Source organism: Variovorax brevis, from assembly GCF_030317105.1.
Classification (GTDB): Bacteria; Pseudomonadota; Gammaproteobacteria; order Burkholderiales; family Burkholderiaceae_C; genus Variovorax; species Variovorax brevis.
Genome location: NZ_JASZYG010000003.1, coordinates 519,403 through 535,527, shown reverse-complemented (window position 1 = coordinate 535,527; position 16,125 = coordinate 519,403). Strand labels below are relative to the sequence as shown.

Sequence of the window (16,125 nt, the reverse complement as noted above, 5' to 3'; positions counted from 1 at the left end):
AGAATGGGGAGGATGGGAGGAGGATCAGATGCAGTCGGCGCCATCCGCGCAGCAAGCAGATGGCGCACGACGCACGCTTGCGCGGCGAGCTTGATCGTCGCGCTGCTCGGCGGGTTCGCGACCGTCGACATGGCGACCGCGCAAAGCGCCCGGCGCCCCATGGACGACCCGCGAATCGCCGCCGCGTGGCAGGCGCTGCGCACCGTCAACTGCGAGCGCTGCCACGGCGCCGGCCACGACGGCCATGCCGCGCCGTCCATCGTGGATTACGCGCGAACGCAAAGCCGCGAGTCCTTCGTGCGCATGGTGCTCGACGGCAATCCGCCGCGCGGCATGCCGCCCTATCGCGGCAATCCGCTGGTCGAGGCGAACATCGAAGGCATCCATCTCTACTTTGCGGGGCGGGCCGACGGGTCGATCGCGCAGGGTGACCGGCCCCCGCCGCCTTGAGATGGCGCTTCGCCCGTCAGGGCACGAAATTGACGTGCGCAGGCAGCGCAATCGCCGCCTGCACGCTGGTGAGTGCTTGCGCCCTGGCGAGGATGCCCTCGAGGATGCCGGGAAGTTCAAACACCGCACGGTTGTGGATCCTGCGGGTGGCTGCGCGATAGCCGTCCAGCCCCTCGATCACGTCCTGCGCCGCGGCGGCAACGCGGGTAAAGCTGCTGCACACCACGCCCACGCCGTGCTCTCGCACCCACTCGGCGTTGTAGCGCTCCTGCGGCATCGTGTAGCGATTGCGCACAACGATCACGGGCAACTGCATCTGCACCGCCTCGCTCACGCTTCCGGGGCCGGGCTTGCCGATGAAGAAATCCGCCAACTGCATGTAGCGGGGCACTTCGGGCGTGAATCCCAGCACCAGGCGAGGCGCGCGCGCGGGCAGTGCGCGCAAGGCCTCGGCGAGCTTCTGGTTGTGGCCGCACGCAAGGATCAGCGGCGTGTCGGGCAAGCGTTGTGCAATGCCCAGCATCGCCCGCGAGCCCTGTCCGCCGAAGAGAACCAGGCCGGTGGGCCGTTCCGGGTCCAGCCCCAGCCGCACACGCTCGGCCGCCCGGTCCACAGGCGGCAGGTCGTAGAAGCCGGTGCGGATCAACATTCCGGACGTCGCATGGATGTGGTCGTCGTCATGGCCCGCGGCACGCGCCTGCTGCACGGCGCGCGCCGTCCCGCAGACAAAGTGCTGCACCTGTTCGCGCTCGATCCAGAAGTTCGGCGGATGGTCCGCCAGGTCGGTCAGGACCGTCACGAAGGGAACGCCCGGCAGGGTCGTTGCCAGCGACTCGCACAGCGCGCGGTTGAAGTTGGGAATCAGCGACACCACCATGTCCGGCTCGGTGGCCAGCCAGCGCTGCTGCAGTTGTCGCAGCAGCGGCGCGTGGCTCCAGCGAATCAGGCGCTGGAGCAGCTTGAGTTCCTGCGAAAGTCCCAGCGTCCATCCGCGCGCCAGGCGCTTGTTGTAGACGTCTTCCGGGTCCATGCCCGTCAGCTTGCGAAAGCCGTCGCGAGGGTCCAGCACTTCGCGCAGGTTGACCAGGCGCACGGTCCACGGCAAGCCGTGGCGGTGTATGGCGGCTTCGAGCGCAAGCGCGGACGCCCGATGCCCGCCACCGGCATTGAAGTAGACGAGATCGACGGTACGGGTTGGGCGCGGCGTAGGGCGGGCGGCTTCGCGCGTCATGCGGCCACCGGCGCGGGCTGCGTCGCGGCGCGTCCGGCGCGCGTGGCCACCGGCATGTGCTGTGCCCAGTGCAGGATTTCCAGCGTGCCGTCGGCGTGTTCGGCCAGCGCGGTGAGGCTTTCCACCCAATCGCCATCGTTGGCGTAGAGGATGCCGTCGATGTCGCGCAGCTCCGCATGGTGAATGTGCCCGCACACCACGCCCTGCAAGCCACGCTTGCGCGCCTCGCGCGCCACCGCGTTCTCGAAATCGCCCACGTAGCTCACGGCCCGCTTGACCTTGAGCTTGAGGTAGTTCGACAGGGACCAATAGGGCAGGCCCATGCGGGCGCGCAGCGAGTTCAGGTGGCGGTTCAGCTTGAGCGTGAACTCGTAGAGCGAGTCGCCCACGTGCGCCAGCCACTTGGCGCACTGGATCACGCCGTCGAACAGGTCGCCATGGATCACCCACAGCTTGCGGCCATCCGCCAGCGCGTGGATCCATTCCTCGGCAACTTCGATGCCGCCGAAGTTGTGGTTGAGATACTTGCGCGCAAACTCGTCGTGGTTGCCCGGCACGAAGATGACCCGCGTTCCCTTGCGCGCCTTGCGCAGGAGCTTCTGCACCACGTCGTTGTGGGTCTGCGGCCAGTACCACTGGCGTCGAAGCTGCCAGCCGTCGATCACGTCGCCGACAAGAAAGAGCGTCTCGCACTCGGTGTGCTTGAGGAAGTCGAGCAGCGCGACGGCCTGGCATCCGGGCGTGCCCAGGTGCGTGTCCGAAATCCACAGCGTGCGAAAGCGTTGAGGCGGGCGCGAGACGGCGTCCTCCTCGGCCATGTCGTCGGGAGGAGGGCCGTCGGTGTCGCGCCATGCGCGCAGGAAAGCATCGTCGCGTTGCATGGCTTGTCATGGTCCGTTGCGAGCGTGACGCCTGCGTGGCGCTGCGATGAAGCTTGAGTGACATGGCGCGTCACACAGGCGTCATCGCTTGTCATGACCATCGGCGCCGATGCACCTCGCCCCATGCCGCCACGCTTTCGCCTGCTGATTGCCGTCCAGGCGGCTTCGGCGCTGGCCGACAACGCATCGCTCATCGTCGCCATCGCACTGCTCCAGGCGCGCGGGTTGCCGGGCTGGTGGGCGCCCCTGCTCAAGTTTGCGTTCACGCTGTCATACGTCTTTCTTGCGCCGCTGATCGGCCCGCTGGCCGACGCCATGCCAAAGGCACGGCTCATGGTGTGGATGAACACCGTCAAGCTCTGCGGCGTGGCCGGGTTGATGGCGGGGCTGCATCCCGTCGCCGCGTTCGCGGTGATCGGCTTTGGCGCCGCGGCCTACGCGCCGGCCAAGTACGGACTCGTCACCGAGATGGTGGGCGCGCATCGGCTCGTTGCGGCCAATGCGTGGATCGAGGTGTCGGTCGTTTGTGCGGCGCTGCTGGGGACGATCTTCGGCGGCCTGCTGGTGGCCGATGGTCTTCGCACCTCGAGTGCCAGTCTTGCGTTGCAGGCCTGGCTCGAGTGTCTCGTCCTGGGAAGCGCCGCGACGGATCTCACGCTGTCGATGGTGGTCCTGGTGCTGGTCTATGCGCTGTCCGGACTCATGAACCTGGGCGTGCCCGACAGCGGCTCGCGCTATCCGGCGACCCGCCTGGATGTGCGGGCGCTCCTGCGCGAATTCGACAGCGGCAATCGCCTGCTGTGGCGCGACCGCGACGGCGGCCTGTCGCTCGCGGTGACCACCATCTTCTGGGGCGTCGGCGCGACCCTGCAATTTGTCGTGCTGCGCTGGGCCGCCGAAGTGCTGGCGCTGGATCTGGAGCACGCTGCTTACCTGCAGGCGGCAGTGGCCATCGGCGTCATCGCGGGTGCCACCTGGGCCGGGCGGCGCATCCGCCTCTCGCGGGCCAAGCGCGTGCTGCCTGCGGGCATCGTGCTGGGCCTGTTGATGCCGGTCATTGCATCGACGCCTTCGCTGGTGCTGGCGCTGCCTCTGCTGGCGCTGGTCGGCGCGGTGGGTGGCGTGCTGGTGGTGCCGTTGAACGCCTTGCTGCAGCATCGCGGCCATGCGCTGCTGAGCGCAGGCCGCTCCATCGCGATCCAGGGGTTCAACGAAAACCTCAGCATCCTCGTGATGGTGGGAGGCTATGCGGTCTTGACGGCCTGCGACGTGCCGATCGTTGCGCTGATGTGGGGATTCGGCTTGGCGATTGCAGCGGCCATGGCGCTGCTCATGCGGCTGGAGGGCGCCAAGCCGCGGCGGGCGGGGGTGACGCCCGATGCCTGAACCTGCGACTTGGCAGGCTCTTAAGGAACGCCTGCCACGACAGGCTCCGGCACGACGCCCGCATGCACGGGCATGCCGGCGTCGAGCGTTGCCGCGAACACCGACTCGACCTGCGACACGATGCGGTCCCAGCCGAGCTCGCACGCCGTGGCCCTGGCCTGGCGTGCCATGCGCGCCGCGTGCTCCCGGTCGGTCGCGACATGCACAGCCTGCCGCACGAAATCGGCCTCGTCGCCAAAGGAAGCGAGCAGGCCGTTGCCGCCGCTGCGGATCAACTGGCCGGCTGCTGCATGGTCAAAAGCCACCACGGCCAGTCCGCTGGCCATGGCTTCGATGGTCACGTTGCCGAAGGTTTCGGTCATGCTCGGGAACAGGAAGGCGTCGGCCGACGCGTAGTGCGCGGCCAGGTCCTCGCCCGAGCGTGTGCCGGTGAAGATCGCATCCGGCACGAGCGCGGCCAGCGCCTGGCGCGCCGGTCCATCGCCGACCACCACGAGCCGGCTGTCCGGCCGTGCCTGCCGCATCGCGAGGAAGGCGGCGGCCAGCGCGCCGAGGTTCTTCTCGCGGGCAAGGCGTCCCACGAACAGCGCGACCACCGTGTCGTGCCCGGCGCCCCATGCGGCGCGCAAAGGTTCGCAGCGCCGCACCGGATCGAAAATCGCGGTGTCGACGCCGCGCGCCACCAGCACCACGCGTGCAAAACCGGCATCCGCGAGTTCCTGGCGCAACTGTTCGCTCGGCACCATGGTGAAGGCCGTGCGGTTATGGAACTTGCGCAGGTAAGCCATGATGGGCTTTTGCAGCCAACCGATGCCGTAGTGCTGGCTGTAGCTGTGAAAGTTGGTGCGGAAGTCCGAGCACACCGGCAGCTTCAGCCGGGCCGCCGCCTGCAGCGCCGACCATCCGAGCGGGCCTTCGGTGGCGACATAGACCAGGTCGGGCCGCTGGCGGCTCCACAGCGAGACCAGCGCCTTTTTGGAGGGCACGCCCATCTTCAGTTCCGGATAGCGCGGGATCGGAAAGCCGCGCAACAGCACGTCCTGGTCCAGCCGGTTATCGAGCCGCGGCGAAAGGTTCTCGCCGGACTGGCAAGGGCGCACCAACTGGATGTCGTGTTGCCTTGCACGCAGGCCTTCGACCACGCGCTGCAGGGTCACTGCCACGCCGTTGACTTCGGGCGGATAGGTCTCGGTCACGACGGCGATGCGCAGCGAGCGCCGCGCAGCACGCATGTCGTGGACCACGATGGGCGAGGGCGAAGAGGCCATGGGCGGGGATGCTGACGCGCCATTGCGGCAGCGCGGTGACAGCGCCGCGACACTTCGATGGCGTTGCGCCCGCGCCATGTCACCGGCGTTTCATGGCGCGTCGTCACCATGCCGTCACGCGCGGCGCATGCCCGCCATCCGCGCGTCAAGGAGAGCCACGTGAAAGATTTCTTCCATGCCCTGAAGGTCCAGCGCTGGGACGACCATCGCTACTACCACCACAGCCGCATCAACCAGTCGCTGCACCTCGTGAGCGCGATCAGTTTCGTGGTTGCCTACGCATTTCTCTTCATCGACCCGGTCATCTCGGCGTTGATCGGGTGGCTGGTGTCGATGACCAGTCGCCAGGCAGGCCACTTCTTCTTCGAGCCCAAGGGCTACGACCACGTCAACAAGGCGACGCACGAGCACAAGGAAGAAATCAAGGTGGGCTACAACCTGCAGCGAAAGGTGGTGCTGATGGCGCTGTGGGCGGCGGTGCCGCTGGTGCTGTACTTCGACCGTTCGCTGCTGGGCATGATGACGCCGACCAGCGACTTCGAAGGCTACGTGCGGCAGCTCGGCATGGCGTGGCTGGTGCTCGGTGCAGGCGGCCTGCTGTTTCGCACCATCCATCTCTTCCTGCTCAAGGACGTGCAGACGGGCCTGGTGTGGATGACCAAGATCCTGACCGATCCGTTCCACGACATCCTGCTGTACTACCGCGCACCTCTGTACCTGATGCGCGGCGAACTCATCGACCGCTCGGGCCGCGACCTGCATGCATGAGGGCGGCACACCGACTGCGCCGCACCGTCACCTCACCAGCGCTGCGCGATCATCTCGCGCAGCATGGTGCGCCTGATCGCCTTGTCGGTCAGCGCGGCGTCGTGCCACCACCAGCCATCGGCCTGCATGGCGCGCGCGGCGGCCACGAAGCGTTCAACCACCGCATCGAAATCGGCGTCCGTGTAGTCGAGGCTGAAGATCAGCCGGCCGGTGCCGACCCAACTCAGGGCCAGCCCTTCGCGCCGCAGGTAGAACTGGAGCATCCAGTTGTAGCGCGAAGGCGCGGTGTAGAGCACCGTCCAGATCGACGAGAGATTCGCCACCTGCACCGGCAAGCCCGCCTCGCGCAGGCGCCGGTTGAGCCGCTCGGCGCGCTCGTTCCATCGAGCGTCCAAGCCGTCGTAGAGCGCGAGCACTTCGGGGCGCTCGATCCGGTTCAGGAAAGCGTGCATCGCGCCCATCACATAGGGGTGCGAATTGAAAGTGCCGCGTGCAAAGCAGATGTCGGCCGGCCGGTCCTCGCGAAAGCGCTTCATCAGGTCGGCGCGTCCGCAGACCACGCCCACCGGCAGGCCGCCGCCGAGCGTCTTGCCATAGGTCACCATGTCGGCGCGCACGCCGAAGTATTCCTGCGCGCCGCCGGGTGCGAGCCGGAAGCCCACGAAGACCTCGTCGAAGATCAGCGCGATGCCACGCGCGGTACAGACCTCGCGCAATGCCTTCAGCCAGCGCACGTAGGCATCGCGGTCGAAGGCGGCGCGGCGGCTGCTGTCGGTGAGCGAGGAATCGCCCGGCGCGCCAGCGTTCGGGTGCAGTGCCTGCAGGGGATTGACCAGCACGCAGGCGATGTCGCGGCGCTTGCGAAGCACGCGCAGGCTGCGCTCGTCCATCTCCCGCAGCGTGAAGGTGTCGCGTGCCGGCACCGGGTTGCCGGGGCCGGGCTGCACGTCGCCCCACCAGCCGTGGTAGGCGCCGCTGAATCGCACCAGCCGGCTGCGCCCCGTGTGATAGCGCGCCAGGCGCACCGCCTGCATCACGGCTTCGGTGCCCGACATGTGGAAGGACACCGCGTCCATGCTGGAAATGGCGCGCAGCCGCGCAACGTTCGAATGGACGCAGGGATGGTAGGCGCCCAGCACGGGGCCGAGCGACTGCACCAGCGCTGCGCCCTCGGCGATGCATTCCTTGTAGAAGTCATAGCCGAACACGTTGACGCCGTACGAGCCGGTGAGGTCGTAGAAGGCGTTGCCATCGAGGTCCTCGACCATGACGCCGCGCGAGGCACGCAGGAAAGCGCCCGTTTGCAGGTGCGCGCGCAGGTAAGGGCTGTAGGGGAAGGGCACGCGGTAGGCGCTGGTGAAGGCAAGGTCCGGCAGGCCCTCGCGCGCGCAGGCGCTGGCAGCCAGCGACTGCGGGTAGTGCGCCCGTGCGTGCGCCGCCAGGGATGCAAGGCCATCGCGCCGCCACGCGACCACGTCGGCAGGTGCGCCGTCGGATGCAAAGAAGCGCTCCTCGCTGTATTCGTAGCCCGGCAACAGCGCGGCCAGTCGCTTCGCAATGCGCGCGTGACCGGTCAGCGACGGATGCTTGGCGCGCGAGAGTTCGAGACGGCGCAGACCGAGCGGCAGTGCCGCGAGGGTGGCCGCGGCAGCGACCGCGACGGCGGAAAAAGTGAAGGCTTCTTGCATGGCACTCGTGTCGTTCAGGATGCCCGTGTGTAACCCCCTTCCTTGACGATGTGATGAAACGACTCCGAGATGCCCTGCTGCAGCAGGAAGACCTGAACTTCCTGCTCACCAACCGCGTGCCGCGCATGGCGCTCACCCGGTTCATGGGCTGGTTCAGCAAAATCCGCCAGCCCTTGGTGCGCGACCTGTCGATAGCGGTCTGGCGCCTGTTCGCCGAACTCGACCTGAGCGACGCGAAGAAGGCGCGCTTCGACAGCCTGCACGACTGCTTCACCCGCGAATTGAAGGCCGGCGCGCGGGCGATTGACGACACCCCCGGCGTGCTGGCCAGTCCCTGCGACGCCATCGTCGGCGCCTGCGGCAAGGTCGACGGTGCGCAGGTGTTCCAGGCCAAGGGCTTTCCGTATGCGGTGGCCGATCTCTTTGGCGATGAGAAGGCCATGGAGCCTTTTCGCGACGGGTGCTATGCCACGCTGCGACTGACGTCGAGCATGTACCACCGCTTTCATGCGCCGCACGACAGCCGCGTGGAGCGCGTGACCTACATCTCGGGCGACACGTGGAACGTCAACCCCATCGCGCTCAAGCGCGTCGAGCGCCTGTTCTGCCGCAACGAGCGTGCGTTGATCGAGACGCGTCTGCTGGCCGGCGGGCATCGGATCGCACTGGTGCCGGTCGCCGCGATTCTCGTGGCCAGCCTGCGGCTGCATTGCCTGGATCTTCTGCTGCACCTGCGCTATCGCGGCCCGAAGCGCATCGACTGCGACGCCTCTTATCGCAAGGGCGAGGAGATGGGGTGGTTCGAGCACGGCTCGACGATCATCGTGTTCGCGCCTGCCGGCTTCACGCTGGCCGACGGCGTTGCGCCCGGGCAGACCATCCGCATGGGCCAGGCGCTGATGAACCTGCCGCCTCTGTGCAAGACCGCAGCAAGCTGCAACACTCGCACCGATGCGATTCCAATCCCCTCATGACGATTCCCTCGCGCCCGTGCCGGGCCGGCCGGCGGATGGGGATTTGTCCTGGGGAGCGACGGCGAAGTTCTTTCACTGGCTTGTCGCCTTGCTGATCTTCGTGCAGTTCGGCCTTGGCTGGCTCGCGTCCACCTGGCCGCTGTCTCCCACCAAGCTCAACCTTTTCATGTGGCACAAATCGACCGGCATGGTGGTGCTGGTGCTGGTGCTTGCGCGATTGGCCTGGCGCCTGATGCACCCCGCGCCGCCGCTGCCCGCGGGCATGCCCGCCTGGGAGCGCGCTGCGGCGCATGCCAGCCATGTGTTGCTCTATGTCCTGATGATCGGCATTCCGGTGGCCGGTTGGGTCATCAATTCTGCGGCCGGCATTCCGTTCCGGATCTTCCGGCAGGTTCCGTTGCCGGCCATCGTCGCCGCCGACAAGCACACGGCCGACGTGGCGGCGCTGGTGCACCTCTCGCTGGGCATCGCGCTGGCGCTGCTGCTCGTGGTTCACGTGGGCGCCGCGCTGCGGCATCACTTCATCCAGCGGGACAATGTGCTGGTCCGCATGCTGCCGTTCAGGGCACCCCATCGATGATGATGAAGAAATTCTCCTGCCTCCTCCTCGCGCTCGCCGCCGCACTGCAAAGCGCGCATGCGGCCGACTGGAAGATGGACGCTGCCGCCAGCCGCCTCGACTTTGCGGCCACCTTCGAAAAGGCGCCGGCACCGGGCGTCTTCAAGGAGTTCAACGTGCAACTCGGCTTTGACCCGGACAAGCCCGCCGGCGGCAGGCTGGACGTCACGATCCGGACAGCGAGTGCGGACATGTCCAGTGCGGACATCAACAAGGCGATTGCCGGCCCCGAGTGGTTCGACTTCGCGAAGCATCCGCAGGCGGAGTTTCATGCGACGGACATCCGCGCCGCTGCGTCCGGCTATGTCGCCCGCGGCACGCTCGCGCTCAAGGGCGTGCAGCAAGCGGTCGAGGTGCCCTTCACCTGGAAGGCCGACGGCGACGGCGCGACGATGGATGGGCAGTTCGTCGTCAAGCGCACGGCCTTTGGCATCGGCACCGGCGAGTGGCTGGCGACGGATGTCATCGGCCCCGACGTCACGGTGAAGTTCCGCGTGCGCTTGCGCAAGGTCGGCTGACATGGCCACGCTGCTGCGCCGGGCAGGCCTTGCGTTCCTTGTGGCGATGGTGTTGGCGGGTTGCGCGCAGCCGGGCGGTGAGAGGGCGGGCGGCAGCTTTTCCCGCCTCGCCGCGAGCCAGGTGCCCGAGGGTTTTCCGCTGCAGGCCTACCAGCAGGCAGTCGCACAAGGCAAGACCGTGTTGCGCATCGACCCGGCCCAGTCGCTGGTGACCATCACGGCACGTCGCGGCGGATCGCTCGCGCGCTTCGGGCACGATCACATCGTGGCCAGCCGCGCAGTGCAAGGCTATGTTTCGCCGGGTGAAGGGCGCGCGAACCTGTTCGTGCCTCTGGCCGATCTCACGGTCGACGAACCCGCGCTGCGCGCCGAGGCGGGCTTCGACACCCAGCCGGGCGCCAACGACATCGAGGGCACGCGTTCCAACATGCTCGACAAGGTGCTGGAGGTTCAGCGCTTTCCGTTTGCGCTTGTCGAGGTGAGCGGCATGGAAGCGGCGCCCGCCGGCTCGGTGCTGAAAGTGGCCATCACGCTCCATGGCGTGCGGCGCACGCTCGACGTTCCAGTGCAGGTCGATTCGCAGCCAGACGGCATGCGCGTGTCAGGCATGTTCGAGCTCAACCAGTCCGATTTCGACATCGTGCCCTTCTCCATCCTGGGTGGAGCGGTGCAGGTGCAGGACCGGCTGGGCATGCGCTTCGCAATCCGTGCGGGCCGGCTGTCGGATTGAAATGACGCAGCTCACGGGCCTGCTGCGCTGCCTGCGGGCTGCCGCATGCAGTCTTGCGTTGGCAAGCCTGCCCTGGATCGCAGTGGGCGCGTCGGCGCAGCAGATCCAGATCGAGACGGCCGGACGGGGCGAACTCATCACCGTCACGGCCACCGCCGACATGGCGGTCGAACTGCTCACGGCGTGGAACGCCATCAGCGACTACGACCACCTGGCCGAGTTCATTCCCGACATGAGCAGCTCGCGCGTGGTGCAGCGCGAGGGTGACAAGGTGCTCGTCGACCAGGCAGGGCAGTTCAGCTTCCTGTTTTTCCGGCAGCCAGTAGATGTGAAGATGGAAGTGACGGAGACGCCACCGCGCCGCATCGTGGCGCGTGCGGTGGGTGGCAACCTCAAGGAGTTCGAAGGGCGCTACGCCCTTGAGCATGTGCCGGGCGGTGGCGTCAGGCTGACCTATTCGGGGCGGTTGGTGCCGGACTTTCCCGTGCCGCCGGTCATCGGGCCCATCGTCGTACGCAACATGCTGGCCAAGCAGTTCACGGCGCTGGTCACGGAAATCATGCGCCGCGATGCGCTGGCCAAGGGCGTGGATCCCGTGCCCGCGCGTTCGCCCAATCCCTGAAGCTGGTGTGCTGTCCCACAAATAACTGCGCATGAAATCGCGCCTTTCGCGCCATGGCGGCGTTGCAAATCCTCGCGATACCTGCTGGTATCGCTGTGGTTTGCGCCTTGCCCTGACACGAAATGCATCGATTTCATTTAGCGCAGCTATTTGCGGGACAGCACACTAGAAACTCGCGGCCAGCCCGAGCGAAAAGCCCGAGACGTTGTTGCCAAAGACATAGCGCACCACGGCACGCAGGCGCGTCACGTACACCTTGTGGGCGCTGGTGTCGAGTTCCAGCCCGGTGCCCAGTGTCGTCAGGTAGTCGAAGCCCAGGACGTTGGTCTCGCTGCCCAGGTACCTGGAATGCGAGAACTCGAGAACGTAGCGAATCGGGCGGTCCAGTGCGTACATGCCGGTGGGTGCCCGATAGCGTGCCCAGATGTTGGCGGTGCGCGCGGAGGCCTTCCCCTTCACCGCATCCGTCGTGCCGCCAAAGCTGCGCAACTCGATGTCCGAGTAGCGCAGTTCCACGTCGACCTCGTAGTCCTCGCGGTAGTGCTCCCAGTCGAGCATCACGGCGCCGCCCAGGCCATAAGCATTGAGCGTGCCGCCGTTGAGGAAGTTGATATCGCGGTCGGTGATGCGCTCGACGATGGCCTTGGCGACCGTCAGGTCGCTGGCGACCTTGCCCAGCGAAAAGTCGAAGATCGGGCGAAAGGCGAGTTCGGAGGTAATCGGAAAATCCCACCCGATGCCGGCCGTTCCGCTCAACGAATTCCAGCGCGTGGGAATGGAGCGCGATTCGGTTCCGTTGGTGGCGACGAAGGTGGGGTCGTAGCGGCTCCACGCCACCGCGCCTTCGAGGTAGAGCGGAAAGGACTTGCTGATCGTGAAGCCGCCACCCAGTTGGGACATCACGACGCCGGGGTCGTCCGTGTTGGCATTGGTGATGGACAAGCTGCTGGACGCGAGGTCAGGGACCACCGAATACGCCATGAGCGACAGCACGCTGTTGGCGTGGTCCCGCACGCGCGGGCCGATGATGTTCAAGCCAGCGCCTCCCTGCTCCTGGGCGGTGGCGGCCATGGGTGCCAGCGCGCAGGCCGCCGGGCCCAGAAGTGCGATCAATCGTCGACGGATCACCGTCGCCGGCCCGGGCCAAGGTCTTGCCGACATTCGAGTGGTGTGAGGGAGTTGGATGGCAAAAAGGCATCCTACTGGCAAGCTTCGTGCCGACTGGAATTTTCTACCAATCGGTGGGGTCAAGCTTGCCAGCCCCAACGTCTTGCGGGCTGACGTGGCAGCCCGTCAGCGCAACAACTGCGCCTTCAGTGCCCGCTGCCGCCCAGGTAGGCAGCCTTCACCGCAGGGTCGCTGCGCAGCTTTCCGGCCGGGCCATGCAAGGAGATGCGCCCGTTCTCCAGCACGTAGCCGTAGTCGGCCACGCCGAGCGCCGCGGCTGCGAACTGCTCGACCAGCAGCATCGTCACGCCTTCGCTCTTGAGCCGTTCGATGATGCGGAACACTTCCGCCACCAGAATGGGCGCAAGGCCCATCGATGGTTCATCGAGCAGCACCACTTCGGGGTTGAGCATGACGGCGCGCGCCATGGCGAGCATCTGCTGCTCGCCGCCCGAGAGCGTGCCGGCCAACTGCGTGCGGCGCTCCTTGAGCCGCGGAAAAAGCTCCAGCGCCCGTTCGAGGTCGGCCGCCACATCGCCGCGCGGTCGGCTGCCGGTCAGGCGGGGAAAGGCCCCGAGCGTGAGGTTGTCGGTGACCGTCATGGTCGCGAACACGCGGCGGCCTTCGGGTGAATGGGCCAGGCCCTGCTTGGCAATGTGATACGACTCGAGGCCGTCGATGCGCTTGCCGTTGAGCGTGATCTCGCCGGCCGTCGGCGCGATCATTCCCGACACGGCCCGCATGGTCGTCGTCTTGCCGGCGCCGTTGGAGCCGATCAGCGTCACGACCTTGCCCTTGGGCACGTCGATCGAGATGCCGTGCAGCACCTGCACCTTGCCGTAGCCGGCGAATAGATTGTGGATGGTCAGCATCGTTGTTCTCACGCGGCTTGCGCCACCGCTCCTTCTTCCTGGCCACCCAGATAGGCTTCGATGACCTTCTCGTCGGCCTGCACCTTCGCCGGCTCGCCTTCGGCGATCTTCTGCCCGAAGTCGAGCACCGAGACCGTGTCGCACATGCTCATCACCACGTCCATGTGATGCTCGATCAGGATCACGGTGATGCCGTGGTCGCGGATCTTGCGGATGATCGCGATCAGTTCCTTGATGTCCGGCGCCGTGAGGCCTGCAGCCGGTTCATCGAGCAGGAGCAGTTGCGGGTCGAGCGCGAGGGCGCGGGCGATCTCCAGCAGGCGCTGCTTGCCGTAGGGCAGGTTGCGCGCTTCCTCCGCCGCGAACTCTTCAAGGCCGACGAACTTCAGCAGGCCCATGCCACGCGCGACGGCCGCATCGCGCTCGCGCTTGTAGCGTGGCGTGTGCACCGCCACATCGAGGAGATTGCTGTTGAAGGTGTGGTGCAGGCCGACCTGCACGTTCTGCAGTGCCGTCATTTCGCCGAAGAGCTGCACGTTCTGGAAGGTGCGGGCGATGCCCGACAACGCGATGTCCGACGACGTGCGCCCGACCAGCGAGCGGCCGGCAAAGGTGAGCGAGCCGGCCGTCGGCACGTAGATGCCGGTGAGCACGTTCATCATCGTGCTCTTGCCCGAGCCGTTGGGCCCGATCAGCCCGTGGATGGTGCCGCGCTGGATCGTCAGGTCGACGTTGTTCAGCGCCTTCAGGCCGCCAAACTGCATCAGCACGCCCGAGGCTTGCAGCACTTCGCCGCCTGCGCCCGCGTGGGCAGCGGTCGACACGGCGGCCGAGGGCGCCATGGCGTCGCTTGTCACCACGACCTCTGCCTTGGGCCGCTTGAAGTTGAGGGCGTTGCGCACGAAGCCGACGACGCCATCCTGAAGGTAGTAGACGACGAAGAGCATGATCACGCCGAAGATCGACAGGCGCCAGTCGGTCATCGTGTTGAGCCAGAAGGAGAGGCCCGCCAGCGCGATGCTGCCGACGACCGGAATCGCCATCTGCGCAGGCGTCGCACGTTGGCGCTTGATGGCGACCACGGCCGAGATCATCACCACCACGGCAAGTGCCACCGACACGTAGCGGAACATCTCGACGTCGTCCAGCAGCTTGGGCAGCAGCACGATGATGGCGGCACCGAGCATCGAGCCGATGCGGCTCTTGCGCCCGCCCATGATGACGGCCAGCAGGAAGAGCACCGTGAGCTCGAAGTTGTAGGTGTTCGGCGAGATGTACTGCTCGGAGTACGCGTACAGGCTGCCCGCCAGCCCGGCAAATCCGGCACTGATCACGAAGGCGTAGACCTTGTAGCGATACACCGAAACGCCCATGCAGTCCGACGCCACCGGGCTGCCGCGAAGCGCCTCGAAGGCGCGGCCCAGGTGCGAGCGCAGCACGCGGTGCACGACCACCAGCGACAAGACCAGCAGCACGGCCACCAGCCAGAAGAACTCGCGCTCGTCCAGCTTGTGACCGAAGAGCGGCGGCTTGGTGAGCTTGATGCCCATCGGTCCTTCCGTGAGGAAGCTCATCTCGTTGATGAGGATCTGGATGATGGTGCCGAAGGCCAGCGTGACCATCGCAAGGTAAGGACCTGTGACGCGCAGTGCGGGCAGCGCAAGCAGTGCGCCGAACAGGGCGGTGACGCCAATGGCCGCGATGAGCGCGACCATCAAGGGCGCGCCCAGCTTGAACACCAGCACGCCCGACGTGTACGCGCCGATGCCGAACAGACCGGCATGGCCCAGCGACACCTGGCCGGTGTAGCCCACGACGATGTCGAGACCAAACAGCAGGATCGCGTAGATCATGATGGTCTCGAGCAGGTGGATGTAGTACGCGTTGTCGACGCCGACCGGGAACAGCAGCAGCGCTGCCAGCCCCGCGATGGACAACAGGAGATGACTCGTCTTCATTTTTTGGGAATTCATGACCGGGGGCTCAGACCTTCTTGATTGCGGTCTTGCCGAACAGGCCCTGCGGGCGCACGGCCAGCACGATGAGCAGCAGCACGAGGCCCGGCACGTCCTTGTAGCCGGTGCTCAGGTAAAAGCCGGTGGTCGTCTCGGCGATGCCCAGGATGATCCCGCCCACCACGATGCCCATGCCGCTGGTCAGCCCGCCGATGATGGCGACGGCGAAAGCCTTGAGGCCGAGCACTGCGCCCATGGTGGCGCCCGTGAGCGTCAGCGGCGCGATCAGCACGCCCGCGAAAGCAGCCGTCGCCGATGAGAGCGCGTAGGAGAAGGTGATGACCAGCCCCGTGTTGATGCCCATGAGCTTGGCGGCATCGCGGTCGTTGAAGGTTGCGACCACGGCCTTGCCGTAGATCGTCTTTCGGTTGAAGAACTCGACGGCCAGCATCATCAGCAACGCACCGCCCACCACCAGGATTTCCATCGGCAGCACGTTGGCGTTGAGAAACTTGAGCGGCGACTCGGGCAACGGCGAGGGGAACTTCAGGTCGTCGCGACCCCACACGTTTTCCGCCACGTTCTTGAAGATGATGCCCAGCGCAATCGTTGACATGATCCAGCCGAATTCCGACTTGATCTTGATGGCGGGGCGCACGCCGATGCGTTCCACCACCGCGCCCTGGAAGGCGCCGAACAGGCACACCAGCGGGATCATGAGCCAATAGTTGACGCCCAATCCGACCAATGTGAGGCCGACCAGCGCGCCGAGCATGAGCGCGTCGCCCTGTCCGAAGTTGAGGGTGTCCGACGTGGCAAAGGTGAGCTGGTAGCCGAACGCGATGACGGCGTAGATCATGCCCAGCGCAATGCCGCTGAAGATGAGTTGGGTAAGGATTTGCATGGGAGCTCGTGGTCGCGAAGCGTGGGCGATAAAAGGCGCCGCCGCGAACAAGGGGAGGGATTCCTTGCCGGGGCGGCGCCATCAGGGCGCTG

At 66.4% G+C, this 16,125-nt stretch carries 16 protein-coding genes; 8 read left to right on the top strand and 8 right to left on the bottom strand.

What is annotated here, in order from left to right; genetic code table 11:
* Window positions 1–90 precede the first annotated feature (90 nt).
* Window positions 91–450 carry a c-type cytochrome gene (locus QTI66_RS11290; RefSeq protein ID WP_286559594.1) on the top strand — a complete coding sequence of 120 codons (360 nt, stop codon included), beginning with the start codon at window positions 91–93 and terminating at the stop codon, window positions 448–450.
* Window positions 451–466: 16 nt separating this feature from the next.
* Here the strand turns inward: QTI66_RS11290 and QTI66_RS11285 are convergent, their stop codons facing one another.
* Window positions 467–1,681: a glycosyltransferase gene (locus QTI66_RS11285; protein WP_286559593.1), complete on the bottom strand. Its 1,215-nt coding sequence runs from the start codon at window positions 1,679–1,681 to the stop codon at window positions 467–469.
* Window positions 1,678–2,562, bottom strand: coding sequence for a UDP-2,3-diacylglucosamine diphosphatase (locus QTI66_RS11280; protein WP_286559592.1), 885 nt, complete (start codon window positions 2,560–2,562; stop codon window positions 1,678–1,680). Before QTI66_RS11280 ends, QTI66_RS11285 begins: the two co-directional genes overlap by 4 nt.
* Before the next feature lie 93 nt (window positions 2,563–2,655).
* On the opposite strand from QTI66_RS11280, the gene lplT reads away from it, so the two are divergent.
* A complete protein-coding gene (gene lplT / locus QTI66_RS11275; protein ID WP_286559591.1) occupies window positions 2,656–3,948 on the top strand; it encodes a lysophospholipid transporter LplT in 1,293 nt (430 codons plus the stop codon).
* A 20-nt stretch (window positions 3,949–3,968) separates the two neighbouring features.
* Here the strand turns inward: lplT and QTI66_RS11270 are convergent, their stop codons facing one another.
* Window positions 3,969–5,216: a glycosyltransferase family 4 protein gene (locus QTI66_RS11270; RefSeq protein WP_286559590.1), complete on the bottom strand. Its 1,248-nt coding sequence runs from the start codon at window positions 5,214–5,216 to the stop codon at window positions 3,969–3,971.
* Between the two features lie 159 nt (window positions 5,217–5,375).
* Between QTI66_RS11270 and QTI66_RS11265 the strand changes: the two genes are divergently transcribed.
* Window positions 5,376–5,984 (top strand): hypothetical protein, encoded by a 609-nt coding sequence (locus QTI66_RS11265; protein ID WP_286559589.1) that lies wholly within the window; start codon window positions 5,376–5,378, stop codon window positions 5,982–5,984.
* 32 nt (window positions 5,985–6,016) lie between these two features.
* Here QTI66_RS11265 and QTI66_RS11260 read toward each other — a convergent pair whose 3' ends face one another.
* Window positions 6,017–7,672 (bottom strand): aminotransferase class III-fold pyridoxal phosphate-dependent enzyme, encoded by a 1,656-nt coding sequence (locus QTI66_RS11260; RefSeq protein WP_286559588.1) that lies wholly within the window; start codon window positions 7,670–7,672, stop codon window positions 6,017–6,019.
* A gap of 53 nt (window positions 7,673–7,725) precedes the next feature.
* On the opposite strand from QTI66_RS11260, the gene asd reads away from it, so the two are divergent.
* Genes asd through QTI66_RS11235 form a run of 5 tightly spaced genes read left to right on the top strand, consistent with a single transcriptional unit; the run spans window position 7,726 to window position 11,135 of the window.
* Window positions 7,726–8,646 carry an archaetidylserine decarboxylase gene (gene asd, locus QTI66_RS11255; RefSeq protein ID WP_286559587.1) on the top strand — a complete coding sequence of 307 codons (921 nt, stop codon included), beginning with the start codon at window positions 7,726–7,728 and terminating at the stop codon, window positions 8,644–8,646.
* Between the two features lie 43 nt (window positions 8,647–8,689).
* On the top strand, window positions 8,690–9,226 hold the full coding sequence (locus QTI66_RS11250) for a cytochrome b (RefSeq protein WP_286559586.1): 537 nt from the start codon (window positions 8,690–8,692) through the stop codon (window positions 9,224–9,226).
* Complete coding sequence (locus QTI66_RS11245; RefSeq protein ID WP_286559585.1) at window positions 9,223–9,783, top strand: YceI family protein; 561 nt, start codon at window positions 9,223–9,225, stop codon at window positions 9,781–9,783. Before QTI66_RS11250 ends, QTI66_RS11245 begins: the two co-directional genes overlap by 4 nt.
* 1 nt (window position 9,784) lies before the next feature.
* Window positions 9,785–10,513: a YceI family protein gene (locus tag QTI66_RS11240; RefSeq protein WP_286559584.1), complete on the top strand. Its 729-nt coding sequence runs from the start codon at window positions 9,785–9,787 to the stop codon at window positions 10,511–10,513.
* Between the two features lies 1 nt (window position 10,514).
* Entirely contained in the window at window positions 10,515–11,135 is a 621-nt protein-coding gene (locus QTI66_RS11235) for an SRPBCC family protein (RefSeq protein ID WP_286559583.1), read from the top strand.
* 165 nt (window positions 11,136–11,300) lie between these two features.
* Here QTI66_RS11235 and QTI66_RS11230 read toward each other — a convergent pair whose 3' ends face one another.
* The 4 genes from QTI66_RS11230 to QTI66_RS11215 form a co-directional block, all read right to left on the bottom strand.
* A complete protein-coding gene (locus QTI66_RS11230) occupies window positions 11,301–12,206 on the bottom strand; it encodes a hypothetical protein (RefSeq protein WP_286559977.1) in 906 nt (301 codons plus the stop codon).
* A 242-nt stretch (window positions 12,207–12,448) separates the two neighbouring features.
* Window positions 12,449–13,174 (bottom strand): ABC transporter ATP-binding protein, encoded by a 726-nt coding sequence (locus tag QTI66_RS11225; RefSeq protein ID WP_286559582.1) that lies wholly within the window; start codon window positions 13,172–13,174, stop codon window positions 12,449–12,451.
* Window positions 13,175–13,182: 8 nt separating this feature from the next.
* Entirely contained in the window at window positions 13,183–15,132 is a 1,950-nt protein-coding gene (locus QTI66_RS11220) for a branched-chain amino acid ABC transporter ATP-binding protein/permease (RefSeq protein ID WP_286559976.1), read from the bottom strand.
* Window positions 15,133–15,157: 25 nt separating this feature from the next.
* Window positions 15,158–16,033, bottom strand: a complete 876-nt coding sequence (locus QTI66_RS11215) for a branched-chain amino acid ABC transporter permease (protein WP_286559581.1) — start codon at window positions 16,031–16,033, stop codon at window positions 15,158–15,160.
* Window positions 16,034–16,125 lie beyond the last annotated feature (92 nt).

Bases quoted from the DNA above. Each gene is read 5' to 3' on its own strand.
- QTI66_RS11235 (WP_286559583.1), top strand. From the start codon at position 10,515: ATGACGCAGCTCACGGGCCTGCTGCGCTGCCTGCGGGCTGCCGCATGC.
- lplT (WP_286559591.1), top strand. From the start codon at position 2,656: ATGACCATCGGCGCCGATGCACCTCGCCCCATGCCGCCACGCTTTCGC.
- QTI66_RS11260 (WP_286559588.1), bottom strand. From the start codon at position 7,672: ATGCAAGAAGCCTTCACTTTTTCCGCCGTCGCGGTCGCTGCCGCGGCC.
- QTI66_RS11285 (WP_286559593.1), bottom strand. From the start codon at position 1,681: ATGACGCGCGAAGCCGCCCGCCCTACGCCGCGCCCAACCCGTACCGTC.
- QTI66_RS11230 (WP_286559977.1), bottom strand. From the start codon at position 12,206: ATGGCCGCCACCGCCCAGGAGCAGGGAGGCGCTGGCTTGAACATCATC.
- QTI66_RS11280 (WP_286559592.1), bottom strand. From the start codon at position 2,562: ATGCAACGCGACGATGCTTTCCTGCGCGCATGGCGCGACACCGACGGC.
- QTI66_RS11220 (WP_286559976.1), bottom strand. From the start codon at position 15,132: ATGAAGACGAGTCATCTCCTGTTGTCCATCGCGGGGCTGGCAGCGCTG.
- QTI66_RS11215 (WP_286559581.1), bottom strand. From the start codon at position 16,033: ATGCAAATCCTTACCCAACTCATCTTCAGCGGCATTGCGCTGGGCATG.
- asd (WP_286559587.1), top strand. From the start codon at position 7,726: ATGAAACGACTCCGAGATGCCCTGCTGCAGCAGGAAGACCTGAACTTC.
- QTI66_RS11245 (WP_286559585.1), top strand. From the start codon at position 9,223: ATGATGATGAAGAAATTCTCCTGCCTCCTCCTCGCGCTCGCCGCCGCA.
- QTI66_RS11270 (WP_286559590.1), bottom strand. From the start codon at position 5,216: ATGGCCTCTTCGCCCTCGCCCATCGTGGTCCACGACATGCGTGCTGCG.
- QTI66_RS11225 (WP_286559582.1), bottom strand. From the start codon at position 13,174: ATGCTGACCATCCACAATCTATTCGCCGGCTACGGCAAGGTGCAGGTG.
- QTI66_RS11240 (WP_286559584.1), top strand. From the start codon at position 9,785: ATGGCCACGCTGCTGCGCCGGGCAGGCCTTGCGTTCCTTGTGGCGATG.